The sequence below is a fragment of the Rhodococcus sp. PSi06 genome (genome assembly GCF_054960675.1).
The window spans coordinates 133,075-157,685 of the sequence record NZ_JBHNYO010000008.1 but is presented as its reverse complement, the minus strand read 5'-3'; the positions used below and the strand labels follow the sequence as shown (position 1 = coordinate 157,685).

General features: G+C 64.3%; 21 protein-coding genes. 8 read left to right on the top strand and 13 right to left on the bottom strand.

Annotation, left to right across the window (positions count from 1 at the left end; all coding sequences use genetic code 11):
- Nucleotides 1-15 precede the first annotated feature (15 nt).
- Nucleotides 16-1,323, top strand: a complete 1,308-nt coding sequence (gene paaK, locus ACFI9K_RS12525) for a phenylacetate--CoA ligase PaaK (RefSeq protein ID WP_462663797.1) — start codon at nucleotides 16-18, stop codon at nucleotides 1,321-1,323.
- Nucleotides 1,324-1,332: 9 nt separating this feature from the next.
- Here the strand turns inward: paaK and ACFI9K_RS12520 are convergent, their stop codons facing one another.
- The gene (locus tag ACFI9K_RS12520) at nucleotides 1,333-2,307 is read right to left on the bottom strand and encodes an alpha/beta hydrolase (protein WP_462663796.1); all 975 of its coding nucleotides are present in this window, start codon (nucleotides 2,305-2,307) and stop codon (nucleotides 1,333-1,335) included.
- Between the two features lie 246 nt (nucleotides 2,308-2,553).
- Here ACFI9K_RS12520 and ACFI9K_RS12515 point away from each other — a divergent pair, with 246 nt between their 5' ends.
- Nucleotides 2,554-3,006, top strand: a complete 453-nt coding sequence (locus ACFI9K_RS12515) for a MarR family winged helix-turn-helix transcriptional regulator (RefSeq protein WP_462663795.1) — start codon at nucleotides 2,554-2,556, stop codon at nucleotides 3,004-3,006.
- Entirely contained in the window at nucleotides 3,003-3,383 is a 381-nt protein-coding gene (locus tag ACFI9K_RS12510) for a DUF5313 family protein (RefSeq protein WP_462663794.1), read from the top strand. Before ACFI9K_RS12515 ends, ACFI9K_RS12510 begins: the two co-directional genes overlap by 4 nt.
- Here ACFI9K_RS12510 and ACFI9K_RS12505 read toward each other — a convergent pair.
- The gene (locus tag ACFI9K_RS12505; RefSeq protein WP_462663793.1) at nucleotides 3,377-5,758 is read right to left on the bottom strand and encodes a response regulator; all 2,382 of its coding nucleotides are present in this window, start codon (nucleotides 5,756-5,758) and stop codon (nucleotides 3,377-3,379) included. The genes ACFI9K_RS12510 and ACFI9K_RS12505 overlap by 7 nt on opposite strands.
- Before the next feature lie 123 nt (nucleotides 5,759-5,881).
- Here ACFI9K_RS12505 and glgX point away from each other — a divergent pair, with 123 nt between their 5' ends.
- Nucleotides 5,882-7,924, top strand: a complete 2,043-nt coding sequence (gene glgX / locus ACFI9K_RS12500; protein WP_462663792.1) for a glycogen debranching protein GlgX — start codon at nucleotides 5,882-5,884, stop codon at nucleotides 7,922-7,924.
- A 263-nt stretch (nucleotides 7,925-8,187) separates the two neighbouring features.
- Here the strand turns inward: glgX and ACFI9K_RS12495 are convergent, their stop codons facing one another.
- From ACFI9K_RS12495 to ACFI9K_RS12485, 3 genes are read right to left on the bottom strand one after another with little or no spacing between them, the layout of a single operon-like run.
- A complete protein-coding gene (locus ACFI9K_RS12495) occupies nucleotides 8,188-9,894 on the bottom strand; it encodes a glycerol-3-phosphate dehydrogenase/oxidase (RefSeq protein ID WP_462663791.1) in 1,707 nt (568 codons plus the stop codon).
- Nucleotides 9,891-11,408 (bottom strand): glycerol kinase GlpK, encoded by a 1,518-nt coding sequence (glpK, locus tag ACFI9K_RS12490; protein WP_462663790.1) that lies wholly within the window; start codon nucleotides 11,406-11,408, stop codon nucleotides 9,891-9,893. The genes ACFI9K_RS12495 and glpK overlap by 4 nt, the downstream gene beginning before the upstream one ends.
- Nucleotides 11,405-12,259: an MIP/aquaporin family protein gene (locus ACFI9K_RS12485; protein WP_462663789.1), complete on the bottom strand. Its 855-nt coding sequence runs from the start codon at nucleotides 12,257-12,259 to the stop codon at nucleotides 11,405-11,407. The genes glpK and ACFI9K_RS12485 overlap by 4 nt, the downstream gene beginning before the upstream one ends.
- 122 nt (nucleotides 12,260-12,381) lie before the next feature.
- Here ACFI9K_RS12485 and ACFI9K_RS12480 point away from each other — a divergent pair, with 122 nt between their 5' ends.
- The 3 genes from ACFI9K_RS12480 to ACFI9K_RS12470 all read left to right on the top strand — a co-directional run bounded on the left by ACFI9K_RS12480 (nucleotide 12,382) and on the right by ACFI9K_RS12470 (nucleotide 15,364).
- Complete coding sequence (locus tag ACFI9K_RS12480; protein WP_462663788.1) at nucleotides 12,382-13,365, top strand: sugar-binding transcriptional regulator; 984 nt, start codon at nucleotides 12,382-12,384, stop codon at nucleotides 13,363-13,365.
- Between the two features lie 243 nt (nucleotides 13,366-13,608).
- Nucleotides 13,609-14,940, top strand: coding sequence for an MCE family protein (locus tag ACFI9K_RS12475; protein ID WP_462663787.1), 1,332 nt, complete (start codon nucleotides 13,609-13,611; stop codon nucleotides 14,938-14,940).
- Nucleotides 14,941-15,007: 67 nt separating this feature from the next.
- On the top strand, nucleotides 15,008-15,364 hold the full coding sequence (locus ACFI9K_RS12470) for an STAS domain-containing protein (RefSeq protein ID WP_462663786.1): 357 nt from the start codon (nucleotides 15,008-15,010) through the stop codon (nucleotides 15,362-15,364).
- On the opposite strand, the gene ACFI9K_RS12465 is transcribed toward ACFI9K_RS12470, so the two are convergent.
- Both ACFI9K_RS12465 and ACFI9K_RS12460 read right to left on the bottom strand, forming a co-directional pair.
- Nucleotides 15,341-16,486, bottom strand: coding sequence for a SpoIIE family protein phosphatase (locus ACFI9K_RS12465; protein WP_462663882.1), 1,146 nt, complete (start codon nucleotides 16,484-16,486; stop codon nucleotides 15,341-15,343). The genes ACFI9K_RS12470 and ACFI9K_RS12465 overlap by 24 nt on opposite strands.
- Complete coding sequence (locus ACFI9K_RS12460; protein ID WP_462663785.1) at nucleotides 16,486-17,286, bottom strand: alpha/beta fold hydrolase; 801 nt, start codon at nucleotides 17,284-17,286, stop codon at nucleotides 16,486-16,488. Before ACFI9K_RS12460 ends, ACFI9K_RS12465 begins: the two co-directional genes overlap by 1 nt.
- An 87-nt stretch (nucleotides 17,287-17,373) precedes the next feature.
- Between ACFI9K_RS12460 and ACFI9K_RS12455 the strand changes: the two genes are divergently transcribed.
- Nucleotides 17,374-18,426, top strand: coding sequence for an NAD(P)H-binding protein (locus tag ACFI9K_RS12455; RefSeq protein WP_462663784.1), 1,053 nt, complete (start codon nucleotides 17,374-17,376; stop codon nucleotides 18,424-18,426).
- Here ACFI9K_RS12455 and ACFI9K_RS12450 read toward each other — a convergent pair.
- The 6 genes from ACFI9K_RS12450 to ACFI9K_RS12425 form a co-directional block, all read right to left on the bottom strand.
- Complete coding sequence (locus ACFI9K_RS12450) at nucleotides 18,423-19,907, bottom strand: amidase (protein ID WP_462663783.1); 1,485 nt, start codon at nucleotides 19,905-19,907, stop codon at nucleotides 18,423-18,425. The two genes, ACFI9K_RS12455 and ACFI9K_RS12450, sit on opposite strands and share 4 nt — an antisense overlap.
- Nucleotides 19,908-19,950: 43 nt before the next feature.
- Nucleotides 19,951-21,153, bottom strand: a complete 1,203-nt coding sequence (locus ACFI9K_RS12445) for an MFS transporter (protein WP_462663782.1) — start codon at nucleotides 21,151-21,153, stop codon at nucleotides 19,951-19,953.
- 138 nt (nucleotides 21,154-21,291) lie between these two features.
- Nucleotides 21,292-21,576, bottom strand: coding sequence for a muconolactone Delta-isomerase (catC, locus tag ACFI9K_RS12440; RefSeq protein ID WP_462663781.1), 285 nt, complete (start codon nucleotides 21,574-21,576; stop codon nucleotides 21,292-21,294).
- A 5-nt stretch (nucleotides 21,577-21,581) separates the two neighbouring features.
- Nucleotides 21,582-22,448, bottom strand: coding sequence for a catechol 1,2-dioxygenase (catA, locus tag ACFI9K_RS12435; RefSeq protein ID WP_462663780.1), 867 nt, complete (start codon nucleotides 22,446-22,448; stop codon nucleotides 21,582-21,584).
- 38 nt (nucleotides 22,449-22,486) lie between these two features.
- Nucleotides 22,487-23,590: a mandelate racemase/muconate lactonizing enzyme family protein gene (locus ACFI9K_RS12430; protein WP_462663779.1), complete on the bottom strand. Its 1,104-nt coding sequence runs from the start codon at nucleotides 23,588-23,590 to the stop codon at nucleotides 22,487-22,489.
- A complete protein-coding gene (locus ACFI9K_RS12425) occupies nucleotides 23,587-24,516 on the bottom strand; it encodes a LysR family transcriptional regulator (protein ID WP_462663778.1) in 930 nt (309 codons plus the stop codon). The genes ACFI9K_RS12430 and ACFI9K_RS12425 overlap by 4 nt, the downstream gene beginning before the upstream one ends.
- Between the last annotated feature and the right edge of the window lie 95 nt (nucleotides 24,517-24,611).

Sequence of the window (24,611 nt, the reverse complement as noted above, 5' to 3'; positions counted from 1 at the left end):
ACCGAGAGAACCATCATGACCAGTGTGCTGTCCGCCCCCACAGACACCCCCGACATCGAGTTCGCCTCTCGGGACCGCATTTCCACGCTGCAGTTGGAGCGCCTGCGATGGTCGCTGCAGCACGCGTACGACAACGTTCCGCACTACACGAAGGCCTTCGACGACGCCGGGGTGCACCCCAGCGATCTGAAGGATCTGTCGGATCTGTCGAAGTTCCCGTTCACCGCCAAGAAGGACCTGAGGGAGAACTACCCGTTCGGGATGTTCGCGGTGCCGCAGAACCAGGTGTCGCGCATCCACGCGTCCTCGGGCACCACCGGCAAAGCCACGGTCGTCGGCTACACCGCGAACGACATCAGCAACTGGGCCGACCTGATAGCCCGCAGCCTGCGTGCCGGTGGCGTGAAGCCGTCGGACAAGGTGCACGTGGCCTACGGATACGGGCTGTTCACCGGCGGCCTCGGCGCGCACTACGGGGCAGAACGGCTGGGCTGCACCGTCATCCCGATGTCCGGTGGTATGACCGACCGCCAGATCCAGCTGATCGAAGACTTCGAGCCCGACGCCATCATGGTGACGCCGTCGTACATGCTGACCATCGTCGATGCAATGGTCAAGAAGGGCATCGATCCGGCGAAGACGTCGCTGAAGACGGGCGTCTTCGGTGCGGAGCCCTGGACCGAGGAGATGCGCAAGGAGATCGAGAAGACCCTCGACATGGACGCCGTCGACATCTACGGCCTGTCCGAGGTGATGGGGCCGGGCGTCGCGATGGAATGCGTCGAAACCAAGGACGGATTACACATCTGGGAGGATCACTTCTACCCGGAGGTCATCGATCCGGTGACCGGCGAAGTCCTGCCCGACGGCGAGGAGGGTGAATTGGTGTTCACATCCTTGTCGAAGGAAGCGATGCCGATCATCCGGTACCGCACGCGCGATCTGACGCGACTGCTGCCCGGCACGGCCCGCACCATGCGCCGCATGCAGAAGGTCACCGGCCGCACCGACGACATGATCATTCTGCGAGGCGTGAACCTCTTCCCGACGCAGATCGAGGAGCTGATTCTCACCGTTCCCGTTCTGGCACCGCAGTTTCAGTGCGTCCTCGAACGCGCCGGCCGCATGGACTCGATGACCGTTCTGGTGGAGGCCCGTCCCGACGCCCCGCTCGACGCACATCCGATTGCGGCAGCGACACTGAAGAAGTTGGTCAAGGATCGCATCGGAGTCAGCATCGGAGTCGACGTCGTCGCCCCGGCTGCGCTGGAGCGTTCCATCGGCAAGGCACGACGTTTGATCGATAACAGACCGGCTGTCTGAACCTCCAGATCAGATCCCCAGCGAACCCGCCAGTGTCGGCCAGCTCTTGGGCAACTGGTCCACCCAGTACGGCCACGAGTGGGTTCCGGTCTCGGTGAAGTCGAATGTCGCCGGGATGTTCAACTGACCGAGCCGGTCCGCGAGTCGGTGGGTGCAGTAGTTCGCGCCCACCTCGATGAGGCCGCCGACCACGACGACGTCCAATGCCGATGGGCTGTCGAAGCTCTCGTGCGGTCCCGGTGCGCCGGTTCCCACCGACACGTACACGTCGGTGCCGCGCAGACTCTCGGCATCGACGACCGAATCGTGTTCTGCCCACTCAGGATCGAAGGGACCACCCCACATGTTGTCGGCATTGCCACCGAAGGCTCCGACGATTGCCCGAATGCTGGCCTGGCCCAACGGTTCCGAGGACGCGAAGCATCCACTGTACGACGCCACCCCGGAGTAGACGTCCGGATTGCGCGCGGCCAGCATCATGGCCGACTGAGCGCCCATCGACAGTCCCGCAATGGCATTGCGCCCGTTGCCGTCCACTGCCGCGTCGATCAGCGGCGGCAGTTCCTCGGTCAGGAACGTCTCCCACTGATACCGGCCGAGTTTGGGATCGTCGCGCTGCCAGTCGGTGTAGAAGCTCCCGGGGCCGGCCAACGGCAGCACCACGTTGACGTTCTTGTCTGCGAAGAACTCTGCCGCGCCGCCCTTGCGGAGCCACATGCTGTTGTGCGGATCTTCCTCGCCGATGCCGCTGAGCATGTACAGCGTCGGACGAGGTCCGGCCTTCACGGCAGGAGTCAGCACCTGCACCTCGACGACGCCGCCCATGGCAGGCGAGTCCACACTGAGCGTGCGCAAGGTGTCCGACGCGATGGCGGTGCCCACGATGCGAGCAGTGGCGACAGGCTCCGCAGCAGCTACGCCGATGGACGACAACGACAACGCCGCGGCGACGACGAACGGGGTGAAGATGCGTCGACGACGCATGGCGATCCTCTCGGGATGTGTTTGCGGGGAAACAGCGAATCGACACGGAGCATCGCACAGGTTCGGACGGGATAGAACGTCGAACGCGAAGTTCTCCGAATCGGACCGACCGGAACTTTGTTCACGCCGCAGAACCGGTCCATTCTCCCTTTTCAGCAGCAACTTTCGAGCCCGGCATCGGGTTCGACCCCAACAGTTAGTGCACTAACCATTAGGGTACGAAGCAAATCTGGTAGCCTGGATTTCGTGACCACCACCGAGGATCCACTGGCGCTCGATCGGCAAGTCTGTTTTGCGCTCGCCGTCGCCAACCGTGCCGTTCTGTCGGTGTACCGGCCACTACTCGAGCCGATGGGTCTCACGCATCCGCAGTATCTGGTGATGCTGGCACTATGGGGCGAGTCGCCGTTGTCGGTCAAGGCCATCGGATCGGCGTTGCAGCTCGACTCCCCTACGCTCTCACCGCTGCTCAAGCGTCTGGAATCGATGGGCTTGCTGTCCCGCACGCGAAGTCCGGAGGACGAACGCGTTCTCCTCGTCGCGCTCACCCCGGCCGGGGCCGCCCTGAGAAGCAAGGCCGAGAAGATCCCGCCCGCCGTCGTGAAGAAGCTCGGCGCCTCGTTGGCCGAGCTGGACGATCTTCGACGCGTTCTCACCCGAGTCAACGACGCGGCCATCGCAGCAGGAGCACTGTCATGAACGACAACCGCAACCGTCCCTCCTTCGGCCAGTGGCTGGGTTACGCCGTCCTCGGCCGCAAACTGCCGGACTCACAACAGGATTGGGTGCGACGCGACCTCGTCGGACCCGGTGCCACGCCGCGTCACATCCTGCGGTCGATGATTCCCTTCCTGCCGATCTTCATCGGATTTTTCGTCCTGTTCCCCGGAGCGATCTGGCTACGCGCCTCGATGGTGCTGCTCAGTTTGCTGCTCGCACTGTTCTACACCGCCGCATACATGGACCAAAATCGCGCTCGTCGCCTCGAAATCCACGGTCTACCAGCTGATCTGAAGAGTGCGAAGAAGACGGCCGAAATGGAACGCGAGCGCGAGAACTACCGCCGCAATCACTGACCCTCGCGGCCCAGCCCGGCAGTGAAATCGTCGGCGATCATCTTTGCCAGGTCGCGGGTTTTGCGGTTGGTGTTCTGCGACAGCTCGGTCAGCCGCGCGAAAGCCGCGTCCGCATCGATGCGATACACCGACATCAAGATTCCCACGGCCCGACCGATGGCTGCGCGGGTATCGAGAGCAGTGCGTAGCGTCGCGGTCTGGTTGTCGCTTTCTTCGATCAACTGCTCCCGCATGCGGGAGAGTTCGAGGTGCACCCGAACCCGAGCCACCAGCTCACGATCGTGGAACGGTTTGACGATGTAGTCGTCGGCACCGCGGCCCAAGCCGTCGAGCACGAAGTCGGTTCCCGCGCGCGCAGTCAGCAGGATCACCGGCACTCGCTGCAGTACGGTATCGCGGCGAATGTCGTCGACGAGTTCCAGTCCGCTGCGGCCGGGCAACATGACGTCGGTGAGCACCAGTCCCGGTGCCGACGAGCGCGCGCGATCGAGCGCGGACTCCACGTCCCCCGCGGTCGTGACGGTCCAGCCTTCGTCCGTCAGGAGCCGGACGAGGTAGTTACGCATGTCGATGTTGTCTTCGACGAGCAGGACGTCCGCGCGGTCGACGGCGGCCGATGCCGACTCGGCCGGGGCGAAGATCGCCGATACCGAATCGGCGGTGGTGACCGGTCGATCCACTGATTCGGTCGATTCCACCGGCCGTCGTGGTACCACCACTGTGAAGGTGCTGCCGATGCCCACCTCGCTGTCCACGTCGATCCGCCCGTCCAGGGCCGTGATCAGATCCGATACGAGGGCAAGGCCTATTCCGGACCCCTCGATGCTGTGCGCACCGGACCGCTCGACCCGGTGGAACCGATCGAATATCCGAGACAGATCGGCCTCGGGAATGCCCAGACCGGTGTCTGCGACGACCAATCGAATCGAGTCCGCGTCGGTGACGAGGCGAACGGAGACGCGGCCTGTCGGGGTGTATTTGACGGCGTTCGCGACCAGGTTGAACACCACCTTCGACCACATCTCGCCGTCGGTGAGAACCACGCCGCTCTCGGCCGCGTCGATCGCGAGCTCGAGGCCCTGATCCGACGCGACCGCCGCGAACATCGACGCGCAGTCCCGTGTCACGGCCGCCAAGTCCGTGGGTTCGAGGTCAGCGCGCAGCCGCCCGGCGTCGGCACTGACGATGTCGAGCAGATCGTCGACGAGACGCCGGAGCCGAGCGGACGCGCGATGCACCACGTCGAGTGCGTCCCTGTCGGAATCGGTCAGGGTCGAGGTCGTGCTCTGGCGCACGGAGTCCAACGGGCCGGCGAGCAGGGTGAGGGGAGTGCGAAACTCGTGCCCCACGTTCTCGAGCAGTCGAGTCTTGGCCTCGTCCGCCTCGGCCAGCGCCGCCACCCGGCGTCGTTCCATCTCGAACGCGTGCGAGGCGGTCAGTGCCGTGGACATCCGCTCGGCCACCGCTACGAAGAACGAGGTGGCGGAGTCGTCGCGGGCCCGTAGTGAGTCGACTCCGACCAACAAGGCTCCGATGGGCCGGACGCGACCGGCGAGCGTCAGTGGAACGATCACCGCATTCGCGACCGTTCCGTCCACGTCGACGCTCGCAAGGTGCGCCCGCCCGTCCGAGACCTCGGTCACGGCGGCGAGATCCCAGGTCGCTGCCTCACAGCCGGGGGCACCCGATGTCGCGATGTGGTCGAGTTCTCCGTCGTCGGCGAGATCGCGTCGCAGGTACGCAGCCACCAGCGGGAACTCTCGGGGTTCCTCGCCGAGTGCGTCGACCGCGGCGCGGCAGATTCCGACCGGACCGCCGCTGTCGTCGCCGGTCAGCGATCCCAGGGCGAGAAGCGCGTGCATACGGCGCTCACCGAGCACCTGCATCGTCACCTCGGTCGTGGCCACGAAGACGCCGAGCACGGCGTCACCGGGCCCGAAGATCGGGCTGTACGAGAAGGTCCAGTACGTCTCCTCCGGGTAGCCGTAGCGCTCCATGACGAACAGCTGCCGAACGCCGTGCACTGCCTCACGACCGTCCATCACCTGCGCGCACAGGCCGCCGACGTAGTCCCACATCTCGGACCAACATTCGTGTGCCGGCTGCCCGACAGCGTCCGGAAACTTGTCGCCGAGAAAATCGGTGTAGGTGTGATTGAAAATCTGTACCAGGCGGGGCCCCCACCAGATCAGCATCGGAATCGTCGACGGCATGACAGTGCGAATGGCCGTCACCAGCTCTGACGGCCACTGCTCCACCGGACCGAGTGCGGTCGCGGCCCAGTCGAGCTCTCGGAACCGACGGTCGGTCGTGTTGTCTCCCGGAAACAGCTCTTCCAACCGAGCAGAACCGTTCTGCATGTAGGGGGAATCCATCGCATCGTCCTTCGCTGCCTGCGTCCCACAGGCACACGGCGGGCGCAATCTCGACGTCTACCCTAGCCGAACGCGAGATGTGCAGGCGTTTCGTGTGCGTGCAGCGGGGGTACTGGGCCGAGCATGCCCTCCTCATCCAGTCTCCCCTACCCCTTGGGAGTCTCGCGTCTGTCCGACGACGGTGCCAACTTCGCCGTCTACTCCGAAACAGCGGACTCGGTGTCCGTGGTCGTACTGAACGACGACGGAACAGAACGCAGTACAACACAATTGGCGCTACGAACCGGCCATGTGTTCCACGATCTCGTGCCCGATCTGAAGCCCGGAGTTCGCTACGGCCTGCGTGTCGACGGCCCCTGGGACCCTGCCTCGGGCCTGCGGCACAACCCGGCGAAGCTGCTTCTCGACCCGTACGCCACCGCCGTCACCGGCCAGGTCGATTGGAACGAAGCGGTGTTCTCGCACCTGCATGCCGAGCCGGAGACCCGCAACGACGCGGATTCGGCTCCGTTCATGCCGTATTCCGTTGCCGTGCAATCGAACTTCGACTGGTCCGGCGATGAAGCGCCACGTACCCCGCTGGATCGAACAGTCGTCTACGAGGTGCATGTCAAGGGCTTCACTGCTACCAATCCGGATGTGCCCGAGGATATTCGAGGCACCTACGCAGGTCTGGCACACCCGGCCGCGATCGCGCATCTCAAGCGCATCGGAGTCACGGCGGTGGAGTTGCTGCCGATCCACCAGTTCGTTCAGGATTCTCATCTCCTCGAGGAAGGCCGTCGTAACTACTGGGGCTACAACTCCATCGGTTTCTTCGCCCCGCACAACGAGTACAGCAGCAGCGGCGACACCGGTGGCCAGGTCGACGAGTTCAAGGCTCTGGTCAAGGCCATGCACGAGAACGGTATCGAGGTCATCCTCGACGTCGTCTACAACCACACGGCCGAGGGCAACCATCTCGGACCGACGCTCTCGCTCAAGGGAATCGACAACGGCTCGCACTACCGCCTCGTCGACGACGACCGGAGCGCGTACTACGACACCACCGGCACCGGCAACAGCCTCAACGTCGGCCATCCCGCCGCGCTGGCGCTGATCTTGGACTCGCTCCGGTACTGGGTCACGGAAATGCACGTCGACGGATTCCGCTTCGACCTCGCCAGCACCTTGACGCGTCAGGATTCCGATCTGGACGTACACAGCGCGTTCCTCAGCCTCGTGCATCAGGACCCGACGCTCGCTCCGGTCAAACTCATCGCCGAGCCGTGGGACACCCAGGGATACCAGGTGGGCGGCTTCCCAGCCCGTTGGTCGGAGTGGAACGGCAAGTTCCGCGACGACGTACGTGACTTCTGGCGTGGCGAGAGCGGCGCACTGTCGGCACTCGCGCAGCGCGTCACCGGCAGCCCCGACGTCTACGAGAGCACCAGGCGACCGACGTTGGCGAGCGTCAACTTCATCACTGCCCACGACGGCTTCACGTTGGCCGACCTCAATTCGTACGACGAGAAGCACAACGAGGAGAACGGCGAGGACAGTCAGGACGGCGAGTCGGACAACCGTTCCTGGGGTTGCGGTGCCGAGGGGCCGACCGACGACGAGGGCATCAACGCCCTGCGGGCCCGGCAGCAGCGAAATCACCTTGCGACCCTGCTTCTTTCGGCCGGTGTCCCGATGATTCTCGGCGGCGACGAGCTGGGCCGGACGCAGAACGGCAACAACAATGCGTACTGCCAGGACAACGAGGTCTCGTGGTTCGACTGGAGCACGGCAGACCAGGATCTCATCGACTTCACCACCCAGCTGATTGCTCTGCGCGACGAGCACCCGGCACTGCGCCCCACATGGTTCCGCCACGACAGCGATTCTGCCGAGGAGGGTGCCGGACCGGACACCGTCGACTTCTATCGCGCCGACGGCGAGAAGTTGTCCGACGACGACTGGTCCGACGGCAATGCACACAGCATTCTGATCCTCATGCGCGCCGGTGAAGGCGACGCGTCGTTCGCGTGGATGGTCAACGCCTCCCCGGCAACCGTCGAATTCACGTTGCCGGAGGGGCATTGGACTCAGTCCATCTCCAGCGATCCGGATCAGGCCTACGAGGCGGGCGGGCCGTCGATCCTGATCCGCGAACATTCGTTCACGTTGCTGCAGGGCTGATACAGCACCGACAATGCAATGGCGGCGGTCCTCATCACGAAGACCGCCGCCATTGCTCGGTTCAGCTCACTCCGGCGCGTACGTCCGGTTCCCCGAGCCATGCGCCCGGGGACCTCACACCCTTTTTGCCGGGTGAGCGCATGCTCTCGGAGGCGAGAACGGGCGCGCACTCTGTAATGGGGGCGCGCACTTCGATTGGGTCGACCCGGTGAGGTAGCACCGACGCTGCGGCGCTACCTCACCGAACCACTCGACTGAGACGCTCAGCTCACCCCGGCGCGCACGTCCGGTGCCCCGAGGCGGGCGGCATCGGCGGTGTCGTCGTCGGGCTGCTGCTGCGAATCCCGTTCTGCCAGAACCCGAAGCCGATAGTGCTCGATTTCCTCGGCAACGTGCGTCTCGTCCCATCCCAGGATGGGTGCCACCAGCCGGGCCACCTCTTCGGCGGCCGCTTCACCGCGATCGGGTACCTCGATGGAGATGCGGGTACGCCGGGTGAGGATGTCCTCGAGATGCTGCGCACCTTCGTGACTCGCGGCATAGACCACCTCGGCCTTCAGGTACTCCGGTGCGCTCTCGAGAGGCTTACCGAGCTCCGGATCGGCATCGATCAGGTTGATGAGTTCGCCCATCAGAGTGCCGTACCGACCGAGCAGATGCTCGACGCGTGAGACGCGCATACCGGTACGTTCGGCCGTGAGCGCACGGGAGTTGAACGCGCCGAGGTAGCCGTCGGCACCGACGAGCGGAATGTTCTCGGTAACGCACTTCGGTACTGTGCGCTCGAGTCCGTGTACCGCGGAATCGACTGCGTCCTTGGCCATCACGCGGTAGGTGGTGTACTTGCCGCCCGCGATCACGGTCAGCCCACGAACCGGACTGGACACCGCATGCTCCCTCGAAAGGGTGCTGGTGGAATCGGATTCGCCGTACAGCAGCGGCCGGAGACCCGCGTACACCCCCACCACGTCGGCCCGATCCAGCGGATCGGCCAGCAGCTTGTTCACGTGACCGAGGATGTAGTCGATATCGCTCTGGCTCGCCGCAGGGTGCGCCAGATCGAGCTTCCAGTCGGTATCGGTGGTGCCGATGATCCAGTGACTGCCCCACGGGATGACGAAGAGCAGGCTCTTCTCGGTGCGCGTGATGATGCCGGTCGCACTGTTGATGCGGTTGCGCGGCACCACCAGGTGCACACCCTTGGACGCGCGGACCTGGAATTGCCCACGGCCACCGACCATCTGCTGCACCTCGTCGGTCCAGACACCCGCAGCGTTGATGACCTGCTTGGCCCGGACCTCGAAGGAGCGGCCCGTTTCGAGGTCGCTGGCCACGACACCGACAACCTTGTCGTCCTCCCGGAGGAAGCCGGTGACACGAGTGCTGTTGGCGCACAGTGCCCCATATGCAGCCGCGGTGCGCGCGATCATCATCGTGTGCCGAGCGTCGTCGACCTGACCCTCGTAGAACTTCACGGCACCACGAATCGCCGACCTCTTACCCGAGGGGAAGGACTCGAGTGTCTTCTTCTTGCCGAGGTGCTTGTGGTGACTCGGCACGCCGCGGCCGGCCCCCATGACGTCGTACACGCCGATGCCGAGCCCGACGTACGGCCGATCGATCACCTTTTCCAGCGGATAGATGAACGGCACTGGACGAGCAAGGTGCGGGCACAGCGTGTTCAGGACCAGCGACCGCTCTTTGAGGGCCTCGAACACCAGCGAGAAGTTGAACTGTTCGAGGTAGCGCAGACCGCCGTGGAAGAGCTTGCTGGAGCGGCTGGACGTACCGGCTGCATAGTCGCGCGCTTCGAGCAGACCCACCTTCAATCCGCGGGTCACCGCGTCGAGTGCCGTTCCTGCGCCGACGACGCCGCCGCCGATCACCAGGATGTCCAGCTCTTCGGCTTCCATCCGCGCGATCGCATCAGTGCGCGCGGTGGGACTCAAAGCTGTTGTGGTGGAACTCATTCTTCATCAACCCAATCGAGAGTACGTGTCACTGCTTTCTTCCAGCCGGCGTAGAGCTTCGCGCGCTGGTCTTCGTCCATGGACGGGGTCCATGTCTTGTCCTCCGCCCAGTTCTGACGGATGTCGTCCTCGCTCTCCCAGTATCCGACGGCGAGGCCGGCCGCGTATGCCGCTCCGAGAGCGGTGGTTTCGGCCACGACGGGACGCACCACGTCGACGTTGAGGATGTCGGACTGGAACTGCATGAGCAGCTCGTTGACCACCATTCCGCCGTCTACCTTCAGTACTTCGAGATCGACACCGGAGTCGGCGTTCATCGCCTCGATCACCTCGCGCGTCTGATAGGCGGTGGCTTCGAGCACGGCACGGGCCAGATGCCCCTTGTTGACGAACCGCGTCAATCCCACGATGGCACCGCGTGCGTCCGCGCGCCAGTGCGGGGCGAAGAGTCCGGAGAACGCAGGGACGAAGTACGCGCCACCGTTGTCGTCCACCGACCGTGCGTCGGTTTCGATGTCCGCGGCCGAGGAGATCATGCCGAGGTTGTCCCGCAGCCACTGCACCAGCGAGCCCGTCACCGCGATGGAACCTTCGAGCGCGTACACCGTCGGCTGCTCGCCGATCTTGTAGCAGACCGTGGTGAGCAATCCGTTCTTGCTCATGACCTTTTCGGTGCCGGTGTTGAGCAGCACGAAGTTGCCTGTGCCGTAAGTATTCTTGGCCTCACCGGGAGACAGGCAGGCCTGCCCGAAGGTGGCGGCCTGCTGATCGCCGAGGATTCCGGAGATCGGCACTCCGCGGAACGGCCCGCGCTCGCGGCCGGTGCCGTACACCTCGGAGCTCGAGCGGATCTCGGGCAGCATCGACGTCGGGATGCCCATGTCTGCACAGATGCTCTCGTCCCACTGCAGGGTATCGAGATCCATCAACAGCGTGCGCGAGGCGTTGGTCGGATCGGTGAAGTGCAACCCGCCGTCGGTACCGCCGGTCATGTTCCACAGCACCCAGGTGTCCATGTTGCCGAAACACAGTTCTCCTGCTTCGGCTTTCGCGCGTGCACCGTCGACGTTGTCGAGGATCCACTTGATCTTCGGGCCGGAGAAGTAGGTGGCCAGCGGTAGCCCGGTCTTGGCGGTGTACTTGTTCGCATCGCCGCCGCCCAGCGCAGTGGCGATGCGATCGGTACGGGTGTCCTGCCAGACGATGGCGTTGTAGATCGGCTTGCCGGTCTCACGCTCCCACACCAACGCCGTCTCACGCTGGTTGGTGATGCCCACCGCAGCGATGTCCTCGCGGGTCAGATCCGCAGCGGCCATGGCACCGGCCGCGACGGCGCGCACGTTGTCCCAGATCTCCGACGCGTCGTGCTCGACCCAGCCCGCCTGCGGAAAAATCTGTTTGTGTTCCTTCTGATCTACGGCGACGACGGTGCCCGCGTGATCGAAGATCATGCAACGCGAAGATGTGGTTCCCTGATCGATCGCGGCGACGTACTTTCCTTCGAACTCGCTCATGACTTTTCTCCTGTGGTCTGGGTGTCGGCTGGGAGTCGTGACGGCGCCTCGGGCGTCGAACCTTCTTGTTTGCGTAGGTTCTTTCCGATCAGCAGGTCGTACAGGAACACTCCTATCGGTCCGCCTACGAGAGGTCCGACGATCGGGACCCAGAAGTACAGGCCGCCGTATTGATCACGCCACGCTCCACCGTATCCGGTGACGTACGACGCCAGGCGAGGTCCGAAATCTCGGGCCGGATTGATCGCGTATCCGGCATTGGTCGCCCAGGCGAAACCGATGCCGACGACGATGAGACCGACGATCAACGGAGCCATGTTGGCCATCGGCGCGGTGCCGAGCGAATCGGTCACGGCCACGATGAGGAACAGCAGGATCGCCGTACCGATGATCTGGTCGATCAACGCCGAGCTCACACTGACCGGGAGCGTGCCGTTACCGGGCAGGGTGGAGAAGATCGTCTGAGTAGCCGTGGTGTGCCCCGGGTCCACTGCGTTGATCATGTCGTTGTAGTTCCAGCGCACCAGCAGAGCGGCCACGAAGGCGCCTGCGGTCTGCGCGAGGATGTAGGGCGCAACCATCTTCCAGCTGAATCCGCGGAAGAGCGCGAAGGTTATCGTCACCGCCGGGTTGAGGTGTGCGCCGGTGATGCGACCGGCGACGTAGATACCGAACATCACGCCCAGACCCCACGACCAGGCGATGGCGTCGTGGCCGCCGAGGCTGCCCGATTCACCGCCCGAGACGACCTGCGCGACGACGCCGACGCCGAAAAGAATAAGAATCATGGTTCCGGCGAACTCGGCAGCCATGTGCGCCGGCAGTCCCCATTCCGGTTCCTTACGAGCCATTGTGTAGCCTCCGCAAAGTTGGTGATGCACGCCACATTGCGTGCTGTTCGCCACGGTAGACGCGCTGCACTGCGTTGCACAGCTGATGCACATATGTGCAATTCGGTCGTACACTGGGGTCGGTGACAGACTCCGACATCACTCTCGAATCCGACCTTCGTACCGGCCACGCCACCCAGGCGGCCCGCCTGTACTACTTCCAGGACATGACGATGGCGGCGATCGGTCGTGAGCTGGGGGTCTCTCGGTCGACGGTCTCACGACTGATCACCTTCGCGCGGGCGTCGGGACTGGTGGAGATCAAGATCTCGACACCGCTCGGACAGGCTCCGCGAATCGAGCGTGCGTTCGCCGATCTGTACGACATCCGTGCACACGTCGTCCCCGTGTCGGAGACGGTGGACGAGTTGCAACGCCTCGATCGGGTGGCCACATTCGCCGGCCGATTGTTGACGTCGTTCTTCGAGTCCGACATGGTGATGGGCGTCGCCTGGGGAACGACCGTCAGCGCCGTCAGCCGCAAGCTGGCACCCAAGAGGACCCACAACTCGACGGTCGTGCAGCTCAACGGAGCAGCCAACACCCGTACCACCGGCGTCTCCTACGCAAGCGACATCATCAAGACGTTCGCCGACGCCTATGGCGCGGTAGCACAAGGCTTTCCGGTTCCCGCCTTCTTCGATTACCCCGAGACCCGCCGACACCTGTGGCGTGAACGAAGTATCAAACGAGTACTCGAACTGCAGGATCGGATGAATCTGGCGGTGTTCGGCATCGGCGTCATGAGCGGACCCGTACCGAGCCACGTCTACAGCGCCGGCTATCTCGAACCCGACGACGGTGCCGAACTTCGACGCGACGGCGTCGTCGGAGACATCGCCACGGTGTTCCTACGTTCGGACGGCAGTTACGACCGCATCGCGCTGAACGACAGGTCCAGTGGGCCGAGCCTCGACCGACTCAAAGCCGTCCCGCGACGAGTCGCCATCGTGGCCGGGGAGTCCAAGCTCGAGGCCCTCACCGCGGCCCTGCGCGGTGGACTGATCACCGATCTGGTGATCGACGACATCAGCGCCGCGAACCTGGTGTTGCGCACGCGAATCTGAGCTTGACGACCGGAACCGATCACCCTTTTTGTCGGGTGCGCGCATGTTCTCGAGTCTGAACACGGGCGCGCACTCGGCAAATAGGGCGCGCACTCGCAATCTGCTCCTGCCCCCATGAGTGAGCTGCGTCTCATATTTCTGGTGGTGATATGTGCATCTCACAAGCAGCCGTGAAGTAGTAAGTGTGACGTCATGTACCACTAAAGTTCGCGGCATGGTTGACGCTCTCGATCCGCACCTCCCGTGACCGGCGCCCCCTCGCCGATACAGAACCGGCTCCTCGGAATTGCTCTCGTCGTACTCATCGTCGTGTTCGTCGGGTGGAGCGTCACCTCGTACAACAAGACGTTTCATGACGTCGTCACCGTTTCCCTGGAGACCGACAGCGTCGGCAACGCGCTCCCCCGCAATGCCGATGTCAAGGTGCGCGGCATGATTGTCGGCGAAGTTCGATCGGCGACGACGACCGACGGGGTCGTCACCTCCGAGCTGGCGATCGAGCCGGACATGGCCGCGATGATCCCGTCCAACGTCACCGCGCGGCTGCTCCCCAAGACATTGTTCGGCGAGCGGTACGTGTCGCTGATCCTTCCGGACGGGGCTCCGGCCTCGCCCATCGGTGACGGAACCGTCCTGAAGCAGGATCGCAGCGGCAACGCCATCGAGGTCGGGCAGCTGCTCGACGGCTTGTTGCCGTTGCTTCGCGCTGTGCCGCCGCAGGACCTGTCGAACACGCTCGGCGCGCTGGCCCAGGGTCTGAGCGGTCGGGGCGAGGAACTCGGCCTCACCATCGACCGCCTGGAGAACATCTTTGCCGGGCTCAACACCGAACTCCCCGCGATCCAGCAGGATCTACGTGGCCTCGCCGATGTCTCGCAGACGTACTCCGATGCCGCCCCGGAGTTGATCAACGCGCTGGACAATCTGCGGACCACCGGCAACACCGTCGTCGAGAAACGTCCGGCCCTCGAGAGTTTGTACTCCTCGCTCACGTCGGCCTCGAACACGACGGCCGATTTCCTGGCGGCGAACTCCGCACAGTTGATCGGCCTGGCCGCGAACTCACGCGAGGCGCTCGAGGTGTTCGCCGAATTCTCCCCGGCCCTCGGCTGCACCGTCTCACAGTTCGCCGAGGGTGCCAGGCGCGGCAAGATTCTGCTCGGCGACGGTGACGAGTACCCCGGCATCAACGTGTCGATGCCGTTGGTCAATCCGAAGGGGCGTTACCTGCCCAACCAGGACGAACCGAGGCTGTTCGAGCAGAACCGAGGCCCGAGCTGCTACTCGTCCCTCGATCGCTACGCCGGCGAGTACTTCCCTCAGTACCCGGGTGGTTCACCCAACGACGGCTCGTACCAGGTGCCGACCAGAAACCCGGGTCCGCAGAACGTTCCCGTCCTGCCTGCACCACAGCTCTCCCCCGTGCCCGCCTCCTACGCCGGGTCGATCACCGAGCAGCAGACGTTGGCCGTCATCTACGGTGGGGCCTCCGGAATCGAACCCGATGCGGTGCCGTCCTGGACCACGACGGTCGGCGCTCCTGCACTCAGAGGAACGCAGGTCACCTTCCATTAGCCCCTACTGATTGAATAGGGCGCATCCCCCGTCGACGAGCGCGGCGGGTAACGATTCAGGAGTACATATGTCTGCCGATACGAACGCCGGGTTTTCGATTCAGTCCAGCAACGATGGCCGAGTGGCCGTCATTGCGGTGTCCGGCGAGCTCGATGTCACCACCGCACCGGCTCTCGCCACCGCTGTCGAAGCGCAGGTCGAGTCCGCGCCCTCGGCGTTGATCATCGACCTGTCGGCCGTTTCGTTCCTGGCTTCCGCCGCGATGACCGTGCTGGCGACGACGCAGAAGGATCACGGAGACACGCTGTCGTTCTCGGTTGTCGCCGACGGACCGACCACCAGCCGCCCGATCAAGCTGATGGGGCTCGACCAGGAATTCGCACTGCACGCCGATCTGGAGTCAGCGCGCGCCGCTCTCGACTGACGACACCCCGAGCGCCATGACCGCCGCGTCGTCCACCAGGCCGTCGCCGAAGCCGGTCAGCAACCTCCGCAGATGGTCGATCAAGTCGGCCGGCGCCGCGGGAGCGTGCTCGGTCGCGAACTCCAACAGGGCACCGTCGTCGTCGTAACGGCCCGTTCCCACTCGCGCCTCGGTCAGGCCGTCGGTGTAGAGCATCAGGGTGTCCCCGGCACCGAGCGTCACCGTGGCCGATACGAAGCGAGCGTTGCGGAGTATGCCCACCAGCTGCCCACCGATCATGTGCACGTAGTCCGCACTGCCGTCGGCACGAATCACCAACGGCGGCGGATGGCCACCACTGGCCATGCACACCTCGAATCCCTCGGCGCAGCGGCTCAGAACACCGAACACCGCCGTGCAGAATTGCGCGTCGTTCTCGCGAAACTCTTGACGCAGAACCGAATCGAGGTTGTGCAGCACTGCAACCGGGTCGTGGTCGTATACCGCTGCCGCACGTAAGGTGTACCGCGTCAGCGATGTGACGGCTGCGGCCGATGCCCCTTTTCCGCACACGTCACCGAGGAAGAATCCCCACCGGTCGTCCGAGAGTGGGAACAGATCGTAGAAATCGCCGCCCACCTCGTCACTCGACGCCGCGTGATAGTGAGCAGCCGCGGTCATTCCCGACGGCGGCAGCAGACTCGGCGGCAGCAGCGATCGCTGCAGTGTCTTGGCGAGTAGCTCCGCTCGCGTGCGGGATTCGAGCAGTTCACGCTCGTAGGTGCGCCGATCGCGGGCATCGAGCGCTGTGATGCGAATCAGCACCGGTTTACCCGCATCGTCGGTCTTGACGTTCGCCGTCATGAAGACCGGCAGACGGCGACGATCCGACGTCACCAGATCGAGCGCAATGCCGTCGAGCTTGCCGTTCATCAGCAGCATCGGACCGAAGTGCGTCTCGTAATGGATGCGGCCCCCCACCGTGAGCAGCTCACCGAAATCGGTACCGAGCAGACCGTCGACCTCGTAGCCCAGCCAGGTTGCCAGCGTGCAGTTCAACCGCGCAATACGCATGTCCGGACGCACGGACAAATACCCACACGGTGCGTTCTCGTACAGATCCTCGACATCGAGGTCGTCGATCACGAGGGTTCCACGAAGTCCGCAATGGTCCGAGCGGTCACCTCGGGTGCGGTGATCTGCGGGCAATGGCCACTGACGTCGAGCGTCACCCGCACGCTCCCCGCGATGTGCTCGTGCACGTATCGGCCGACCTGCGGTGGGGCCAGTGTGTCGCGCGCACTGTCGATGATCAGCGTGGGCACCTGCACCCCCGGCAGATCTGCGCGATTGTCGGACAGAAAGGTGGTGCGCGCGAATACCCGAGCGCAGGCGGGATCGGTTCGGCACACACTCGCGGTCCACAAATTCTCGAGGTCAGGTCGATCCGGTGAGTTCACGACCACCGATGCCATCGACGCAGACCAGCCGAGGTAGTTGCTGTCCAGCGACTCGAGCAGTTCGTCGATGTCCTCGGCAGTGAAGCCGCCGCGATAGTCGCCGTCGTCGATGTAGCGCGGAGACGGAGTCAGCAGGATCAGCTTGGTGAACACCTCGGGCGCGGCGGTGGCAGCAAGCACGCCCATCATCGACGCCACCGAGTGACCGACCAACGTGACGTCCTTCAGCTCGAGCTCCCGAGCGATGTCGACCATGTCGGCGGCGAAGGCGCTCATATGCGAGTACTTCTCCGCGTCCCAGGCCGCCGGGTCCGCCGCACCGGCGCCCACGTGATCGAAGAGAACTATGCGGAAGCGTGGGGCCAGGATTTCGGTCACCGAACGCCACAGCGTCTGGTCGCACCCGAACCCGTGCGCCAGCATCACCACCGGTCCGCCGGGAGCCCCGACCACCCTGACGTTGTTCCTGGTTCTAGCGTTCACCCGCACAGTCTGTCATCTGCGTCCGAGTGCGTGGAGTGAGACTGCTTCGACCGGGTATGCACTCTGCCTACAGAAACGAGAAATATCATGCGAGTGCTGGTCACCGGCGCAACCGGATACATCGGGTCTCGGCTGATCCCCGTGCTCCTCGAGCAGGGCCACGACGTTCATGCGGCCATGCGCGATCCCGCCAAGAAGTCGCGGTTCGCGTGGGGTGCCCACGTCACCGCTGTGCACTTCGACCTCGACGACCACGAGACCTTCGACACCGCGACCGCCGACGTCGACGCCGTCGTCTACTTGGTGCACTCGATGGACGAGGGAGACTTCGTCGAGAAAGATCGACGTGCAGCTCAGTCCATGGCCGCGGCGGCAGAACGGAACGGTCTGCAAAGGATCGTTTACCTGTCCGGTCTCATTCCCGACGACGACACGCCCCTGTCCGATCATCTGCGCTCGCGACTTCAGGTCGAGGAGACATTCATCGACAGTTCCGTCGACGCCACCGTATTGCGCGCGGCGATCATCCTCGGTTCCGGATCGACCTCGTTCGAGCTGGTACGGCGCATGACCGAGCGTCTACCGCTCACTCCGATACCGACGTGGATGCGCAGGCAGGTCCAGCCCATCGCCGTCGTCGATGTGGTCGCCATCATCGCTCGCGCGCTCGGCGAGACCGCGCGTCCGGGTTCGTTCGACATCGGCGGCACCGAGACGATGAGTTACCCGGAACTTCTACAGGCGTACGGCAGCGTCGCCGGCCTGCGCCGCGCCCAGATCCCGGTCCCGCTGTTGCCGACCGGATTGGTGGGCCGCGCCGTCGCGGTCATCACCGGTATGCCTCCCGGCACCGTGATCTCGTTGGTGGACAGTCTCACTCACGACATGGTGGTGCGTCGAGGCAACGCCGCAACGGAGGTATTCGCCGACCCGAATACCACGCTGATGAGCGTCCGAGAAGCCCTGCAACGTTCCATCACAGTGGTGGCCGACGAGGGTACCGACGCCCACGCCGATCCGCAGGCCTCCGCCGACACCGATCCCGACTGGGCCGGTGGAGTCGTCGATATCGTCGATGGTCAGGTGCGGCAGCGGCCGTCGGGCATCATCGGCAAGGTCCAGCTCGGAGCTACCCGCTAGCCGAGGGACTCGTAGCGATGCGCCCAGGGCGCTGCGCGTTCGACCTGTCCGGCGAGTTGAACGAGCAGCGCCTCACCGCCCAACGGCGCGGTGAAGTGTGCGCCCATCGGTAGCCCCCCGGGTGTCCAGTACATGGGAAGGGTCAGCGCCGGCCGTCCGGTGACGTTGGCCAACTGCGTGTACGGGATCCACGAGATGTTGTCGTCGATCATCTGATCGACTATGCCGGTGTGCCGCAGAATCGACGCAGTTCTGGTGCGCAGCAACAACTCCGACGCCAACTGCAACGGCTTGGCCAGATCGAAGGCCCCGATCTTAGGCGGTAGCTTGGCAAGGGTCGGCGTGAGCAGGAGGTCGTAGCTCTCGAAGTAGGTGGCCAGCGCACGCACGTGGACGTGGCGGCCTTCCACCGCTTCGAGGTAGTCGACGCCGCTGGCCGATCTGCCCAGAGCTGCCATGATTCGGGTATCTCGCTCGAACGCGTCGTCGCCGCACCCGGTTCTGCGCTTCACCTCGTCCATCTCCCAGGCCAGGTAGGTGAACCAGGCCAGCAAAAATTCGCGATTGAGGGCTGTGTCGTCGTACGGCGCGGCGTCGAGAAGTTCGACGGTATGGCCCAGCTCGGTCAGAACCTTCGCTGCCTGTTCCATCGCCGCGACCGCCTGCGGGTCCGGCGCTGGATTCACCGAGGTGACCGCATACATCCCGATTCGTAAAGGCTTGGGGTCCTGCTGCGTTCGAGAAAGAAAGGTGCCCTCCGGTCGCGCGGGCGAATAGCCGGACGTGGCCTCGCCGCCCGCCAGCACGTCCAGCATCGCTGCGGTGTCTCGTACCGATCGCGATACGACGCCCTGTACCGCTGCCCCGTGCATGGCTTCACCGAATGTGGGGCCGGACGGCACCAGTCCACGTCCCGGCTTGAGCCCGACCAATCCGCAGCACCCCGCCGGAATGCGGATGGACCCTCCGCCGTCGTTCGCCCCGGCCACCGGGACGATTCCGGCCGCAACCGCGGCGGCCGACCCACCCGACGAACCACCGGGAGTTCTGCTGTGGTCCCACGGATTTCGAGCGGGACCGAACACTGTCGGCTCGGTGATCCCCTTCGCACCGAATTCCGGAGTGTTGGTCTTTCCGAAGATGACGAGGCCGGCATCGAGCCAGCGCTGCACCACCGTGGAATGCTCGGGCATCGGCAGGTCCGTCAACGCACGCGATCCACTCGACGTGGGCAGGCCCGCATAGTCCTGGGACAGGTCCTTGATCAGGAACGGCACCCCGGCGAACGGGCCGGCCAATGTTCCAGACACCCGACGCTCGGCTTCCTCACGCATCGGCCGGACGATGGCGTTGAGCGCTGGATTCACCGACTTCGCATGTGTCGATGCGCAATCGAGTAGTTCTCGGGGCGTGACGTCACCCTGGACCACCAATTCCGCCAGCCCGAGCCCGTCGTACTGTCGATACTCGTCGATACGCATGCCGGCCACATTATCCGAGAACACCCGCGCCGTGACTGCGAATCTAGTGCCGAGAGTTGGACCCGGCGAGAGGTCGCAGCGCTCCCATCACGAGCAGCGAACACACGAACAACGCCGCGACGACGAGCAGTGCATGGAGAACATCACCGTGTCCGCCCAGGAATCCGATCAAGGGTGGGCCGCCGAGAAAGGCGAAGTAGCCGATGGAGGCCACCACACTCACGCGCGCCGCTGCCGCGGCAGGCTCGTCGGCGGCTGCGCTCATGGCAACGGGGAACCCGAGCGATACGCCCGATCCCCACAGGAATGCACCCAGAAATGCCAGCGGCACAACCGGACTGAGCACGAACAACAGCACTCCGACCACCGAGACGCCTGCCAATCCTCGCAGTACCACCACTCTGCCGTAGCGATCGAGCAGGCCGTTACCGAACCACCGCACCGCGGTCATGGCGACCAGGAACGTGGTGAACGCGAGGGTGCCGGCCACAGCCGACGCGTCGTACCCGTCGATCAAAGCGATGTTGAGCCAATCGTTTCCGCTGCCTTCGGCGAACGCGAAGGACAACGCAACGACGCCGATGAGCAGGGTGCGCGGTTCCTTCCAGCGTGCCAGAGCGTGCGGCTGTGAGGTGTCGGTGGTCGATTCTTCGGGTTCGACGTCGGATTCGTTCAAGAAGTGGCGCACTCCCCACGGGATTGCCCCGACTATCACGGCTGCGACCGTCAGCAGATGCACCGTGACCGAGATGTTCAGCGCCACCATCGCGGTGCCGATCAGGGCTCCGGCCACAGTGCCTGCACTGAACCCCGCATGAAACCGCGGCATGATCGAACGCCCGAGCCGACGTTCGGCCACCGCGCCGTGCACATTCATCGCGACATCCCATGCACCGTTGGCGAATCCGAGCACGAACAGTCCGACGAGCAACGGCACCACACCCACGAGGTAACCGGTGGCGATGATCGTCAGACCGGCCGCGAGCACGAGAGACATCACGGTGACCGTGAGCCGAGACCCGAAGCGGTTGATGATGATTCCGGACATCGGCAGCGCAAGAAGAGATCCGACCGCAATGGCGAGCAACACGATTCCGAGTTGCGACGAGGTCAGTTCGAGTCGATCGCGAACCTGCGGGATACGAGACGCCCAACTGGCGAAGGCGAACCCTGCCCCGATGAACGCGATATAGGTCGCGCGCACCGCGACGGCCGTCCGCGCCGAGGTGGCACCGATATCAGACACTGTGAACTACCCTGTTCTCTCGCTGTAGCTGCAAGGGTAACGAACGACAGGGTCGATGCCTCGGTGGCCGCCGAACTCGAAGCTATGGATGAATTCCGGCCGGATCTCGTCCATAACCTCGAATTGGGCGTGCCGCTCTCACCCCGCGGCTATGTCCGACGGGTGTTGCGCGAGCGGTGTCACCTCGATCGTCATGTGCTGGAACAGCGGTAGATTCCACAGGATCTCGTGGAGCCGCTCGTTGTCCCGGACGTCGAAAATGCTGAGGTTGGAGTACTGGCCGACGATCCGCCAGATGCTGACCCATTCCCCGTCGCGCTGCAGTTGCTGCGCGTACGCCTTCTCCCTCGCGAGGGTGTCGGCTCGTACGTCGGCATCGAGGTCCTGCGGCAGCGCGACGGCCATTTTCACTGCAAAGAGCATGCGGCTCAGGCCTTGTCGAGTACGAAGTTGTACGTCACTTCTTGGCCGCCGTCGACTTCCCGAGGGTCGAGAATCAGTTCCGGCTTGACGGCATTCGCGACGTCGTCGTCGTTGTGGGCGTCGCCCGGGAAGTAGAGCTGAGTGGTGATCTGCTGGTAGCCATCGGCCGCGACCTTGAGGTGCAGGTGCGCCGGCCGCCACGGGTGCCACCCGGCGGCGGAGATGAGATTGCCGCACGCACCGTCGGTCGGGATCTGATACGGCGCAGGCTTCATGGTGTGAATCCAGAACTGGCCCTGATCGTCGGAGGTCACCGTGCCACGCAGGTTCCACTCCGGAATTCCTGGCGCGAACTGGGAGTAGAAGCCATCGGAATCGGCATGCCAGATCTCGATCACCGCGTGCGGCAGTGGGCTGCCGTCGACGCTCGATATCTGCCCCTGAAACAGCAACGGGGTGCCCTGCTCACCGTCGCGGGTGGGCACGATCGCAGCCGATCCGAGCTCGGGGGCATTGGGGACGTAGAAGGGGCCTTCGATAGTGCCCTTGCTGCCCTCACGTGATTCGCCGGCAACTTCCTCGACGACGTGCTCTACCCAGACATCGAGGAACAGCGGCCACTCACCGGTCTGTCCCACGTTGATCAGCCAGGCCTTGAGTGCGTTGTACTCGTCGTAGGTGACCTTGTGTTCGCGAATCGTATCGTGCACGGCCGAAAGAACCTGGCGAGCAAGCAGACTCACACGCTCGGGCGGAGTGTCGGCGGCCAACTGCTTGTCGGCGGAAAATCGCTCGGTAGCATTCGCGCCTGTCGCGGCGGCGGTTGCCACCTCGGTGCCGGATTCCGTCGAGGGTGCGTGGTCGATGCTCATGAAGAACTCCTTGGTTTAAGGGTGAATTCGGGCTGAAATCAGTGATCGGTGCGGTATCTCGCGAGTTTGTCCGGGTCGATTCGGACGCCGAGACCGGAGCCCGGCAGCACGTGCAGTTCGCCGTCGCGGATGACGAGGCTTTCGGTCAGTAGGTCGTCGCTCATGTCGAGGAAGTTCGACAGTTCGCCGGCTCGGCGTGAGGTGAGATCGAAGGCTGCACCGAAGGCAACGGTGCAGGCTGTGCCGAGTTGGCCGTCGATCTGGTTTCCCATCACCACGTCGACGCCGAGACCTTCGCACAGGTGGTGAGTTCGGAGCGAGCGAGTGAACCCGGTGCGAGCGGTCTTGATGCTCACTGCCGTCGCGGAACCGCCGAGTATCTCGCGAGTGACTTCGGCGGGGGTGGTCGCCGATTCGTCGGCGACGAACGGGACGTCGAGTTGCTGTACCAGCCAGCGACGTCCGAGAACGTCGTCGGCCGGGCACAGTTCCTCGGCGAGGGTCAGGCCCAGATCTGCCATGCTTTTCATGGCGCGCGCCGATTCGGCTGCGGTCCATCCGCGATTGCCGTCGACGTACAGTTCGACGCTCTCGCCCAGCCCTTCTCGAAGAGCACGTACGACTGCGGTGTCGAGGTCGACCGGCCGACGGCCGACCTTGACCTTGAAGACCTCGATGCCGTACGTCTCCCGCATCTTGGTTGCTTCGTCGACCATCGCAGCCGGCGTGTCGAACCCGAGCATGTGGCTCACCCGCATCCGGTCGGTGTAGCCGCCGAGAAGTTCGGTCACCGGCAGGTCCAGGCTCTGCCCCAGAGCGTCCCAGATCGCCATGTCGATAGCGGACTTCGCAACCGGATTGCCCACTGTGCGAGCAAGCTTGGCGTCGACCACCTCACGCGAGGTCAGCGGAAGCCCGATCACAGCAGGCGCGAACAGGGTTTCGATCGCCGCCACCACCCCGCGCTGAGTCTCGCCGTACGTGAACGGCCGAGGCGGAGCATCGGCGACTCCGACGACCCCGTCGTCGGTGTGAACCCGTACGAGAACATGTTCGGCGGCGCTGACCTCGCCGCTGGCGAACCTCAACGGCTTTCGGTACGGGATCGAGTACGGAACAGCCTCGACTGCAACGATTTTCATGACAGTTCCTTCAGCTGAGCAGACGGTACGGATGATTCGAGCGGCGGGAGCACTCCCGCGTCCTCGAGGGCACCGACGAGCGCGTCGACCAATGCCGACGGCCGATCGCGGTGCCAGGCCAATGCGAGATCGATGGTGCTCGCGCCGGCGATGTCGCGAAACACGACGCCGTTCAATTGCAGGGCGCGGACGGATTCGGGAACCAAGGCAACGCCCAAACCGGCCGCGACCAGCGCGAGCAATACCGAGGTGTCCGGAGCTTCGTGTTCGCGCCTCGGAGTAAAGCCGGCGGCGCGAGCGCTGGTCACCACGGCTTCGTTGACCACCGAATGCGTGTCGGCGTACATGACGAAGTCCTCGTACGCGAGATCGGCGACGTCGAGCGCCGGTTCGGTGGAGAAACGGTGATCGACGGGCAACGCGAGCACCAACGATTCCGTGGTGATCTTCCGTAGCACCAGGTCGTCACCCGCTACGGGTGGCCGCAGCACCGCAACGTCCAGATGCTCCGAGCGCAGACCCTCAACCTGGGCCGGGGTCAGTAGATCTCCATGGATTTCGAGCGCAATACCGGGCAGTCGCTGCTTGATCGCCCGAGCGATCGGCGGCAGTTGATCGAAGGCCGCCGTACCGGTGAAGCCGATGCGCACCAATCCGTATCGGCCGTCGGCAATCCGTCGTACTCCCCGCGCACTCTGCTCGAGATTGTCCAGGTTGCGAAGCGTCTCTCGATAAAAGAACTCGCCCGCCGGAGTCAGGCTCACCTGACGGGTCGTTCTGGCCAACAGCGTCACACCCAACTCGGCCTCCAACTGGCGAACCGATTGCGACAGCGCCGGCTGAGCCAGGTGCAGCCGCGTAGCGGCTTGCCCGAAGTGACGAGTCTCGGCCACGGCCACGAAGTGGTACAGGTGACGAAGTTCCATGACCGAGCCTTTCTGTACGTCGGTGGGTGACCCTGACCACAGTAGGGCGGGAATCCATCGTTGACAAAGACCTATTTGCCGCCGATTGATAAGCA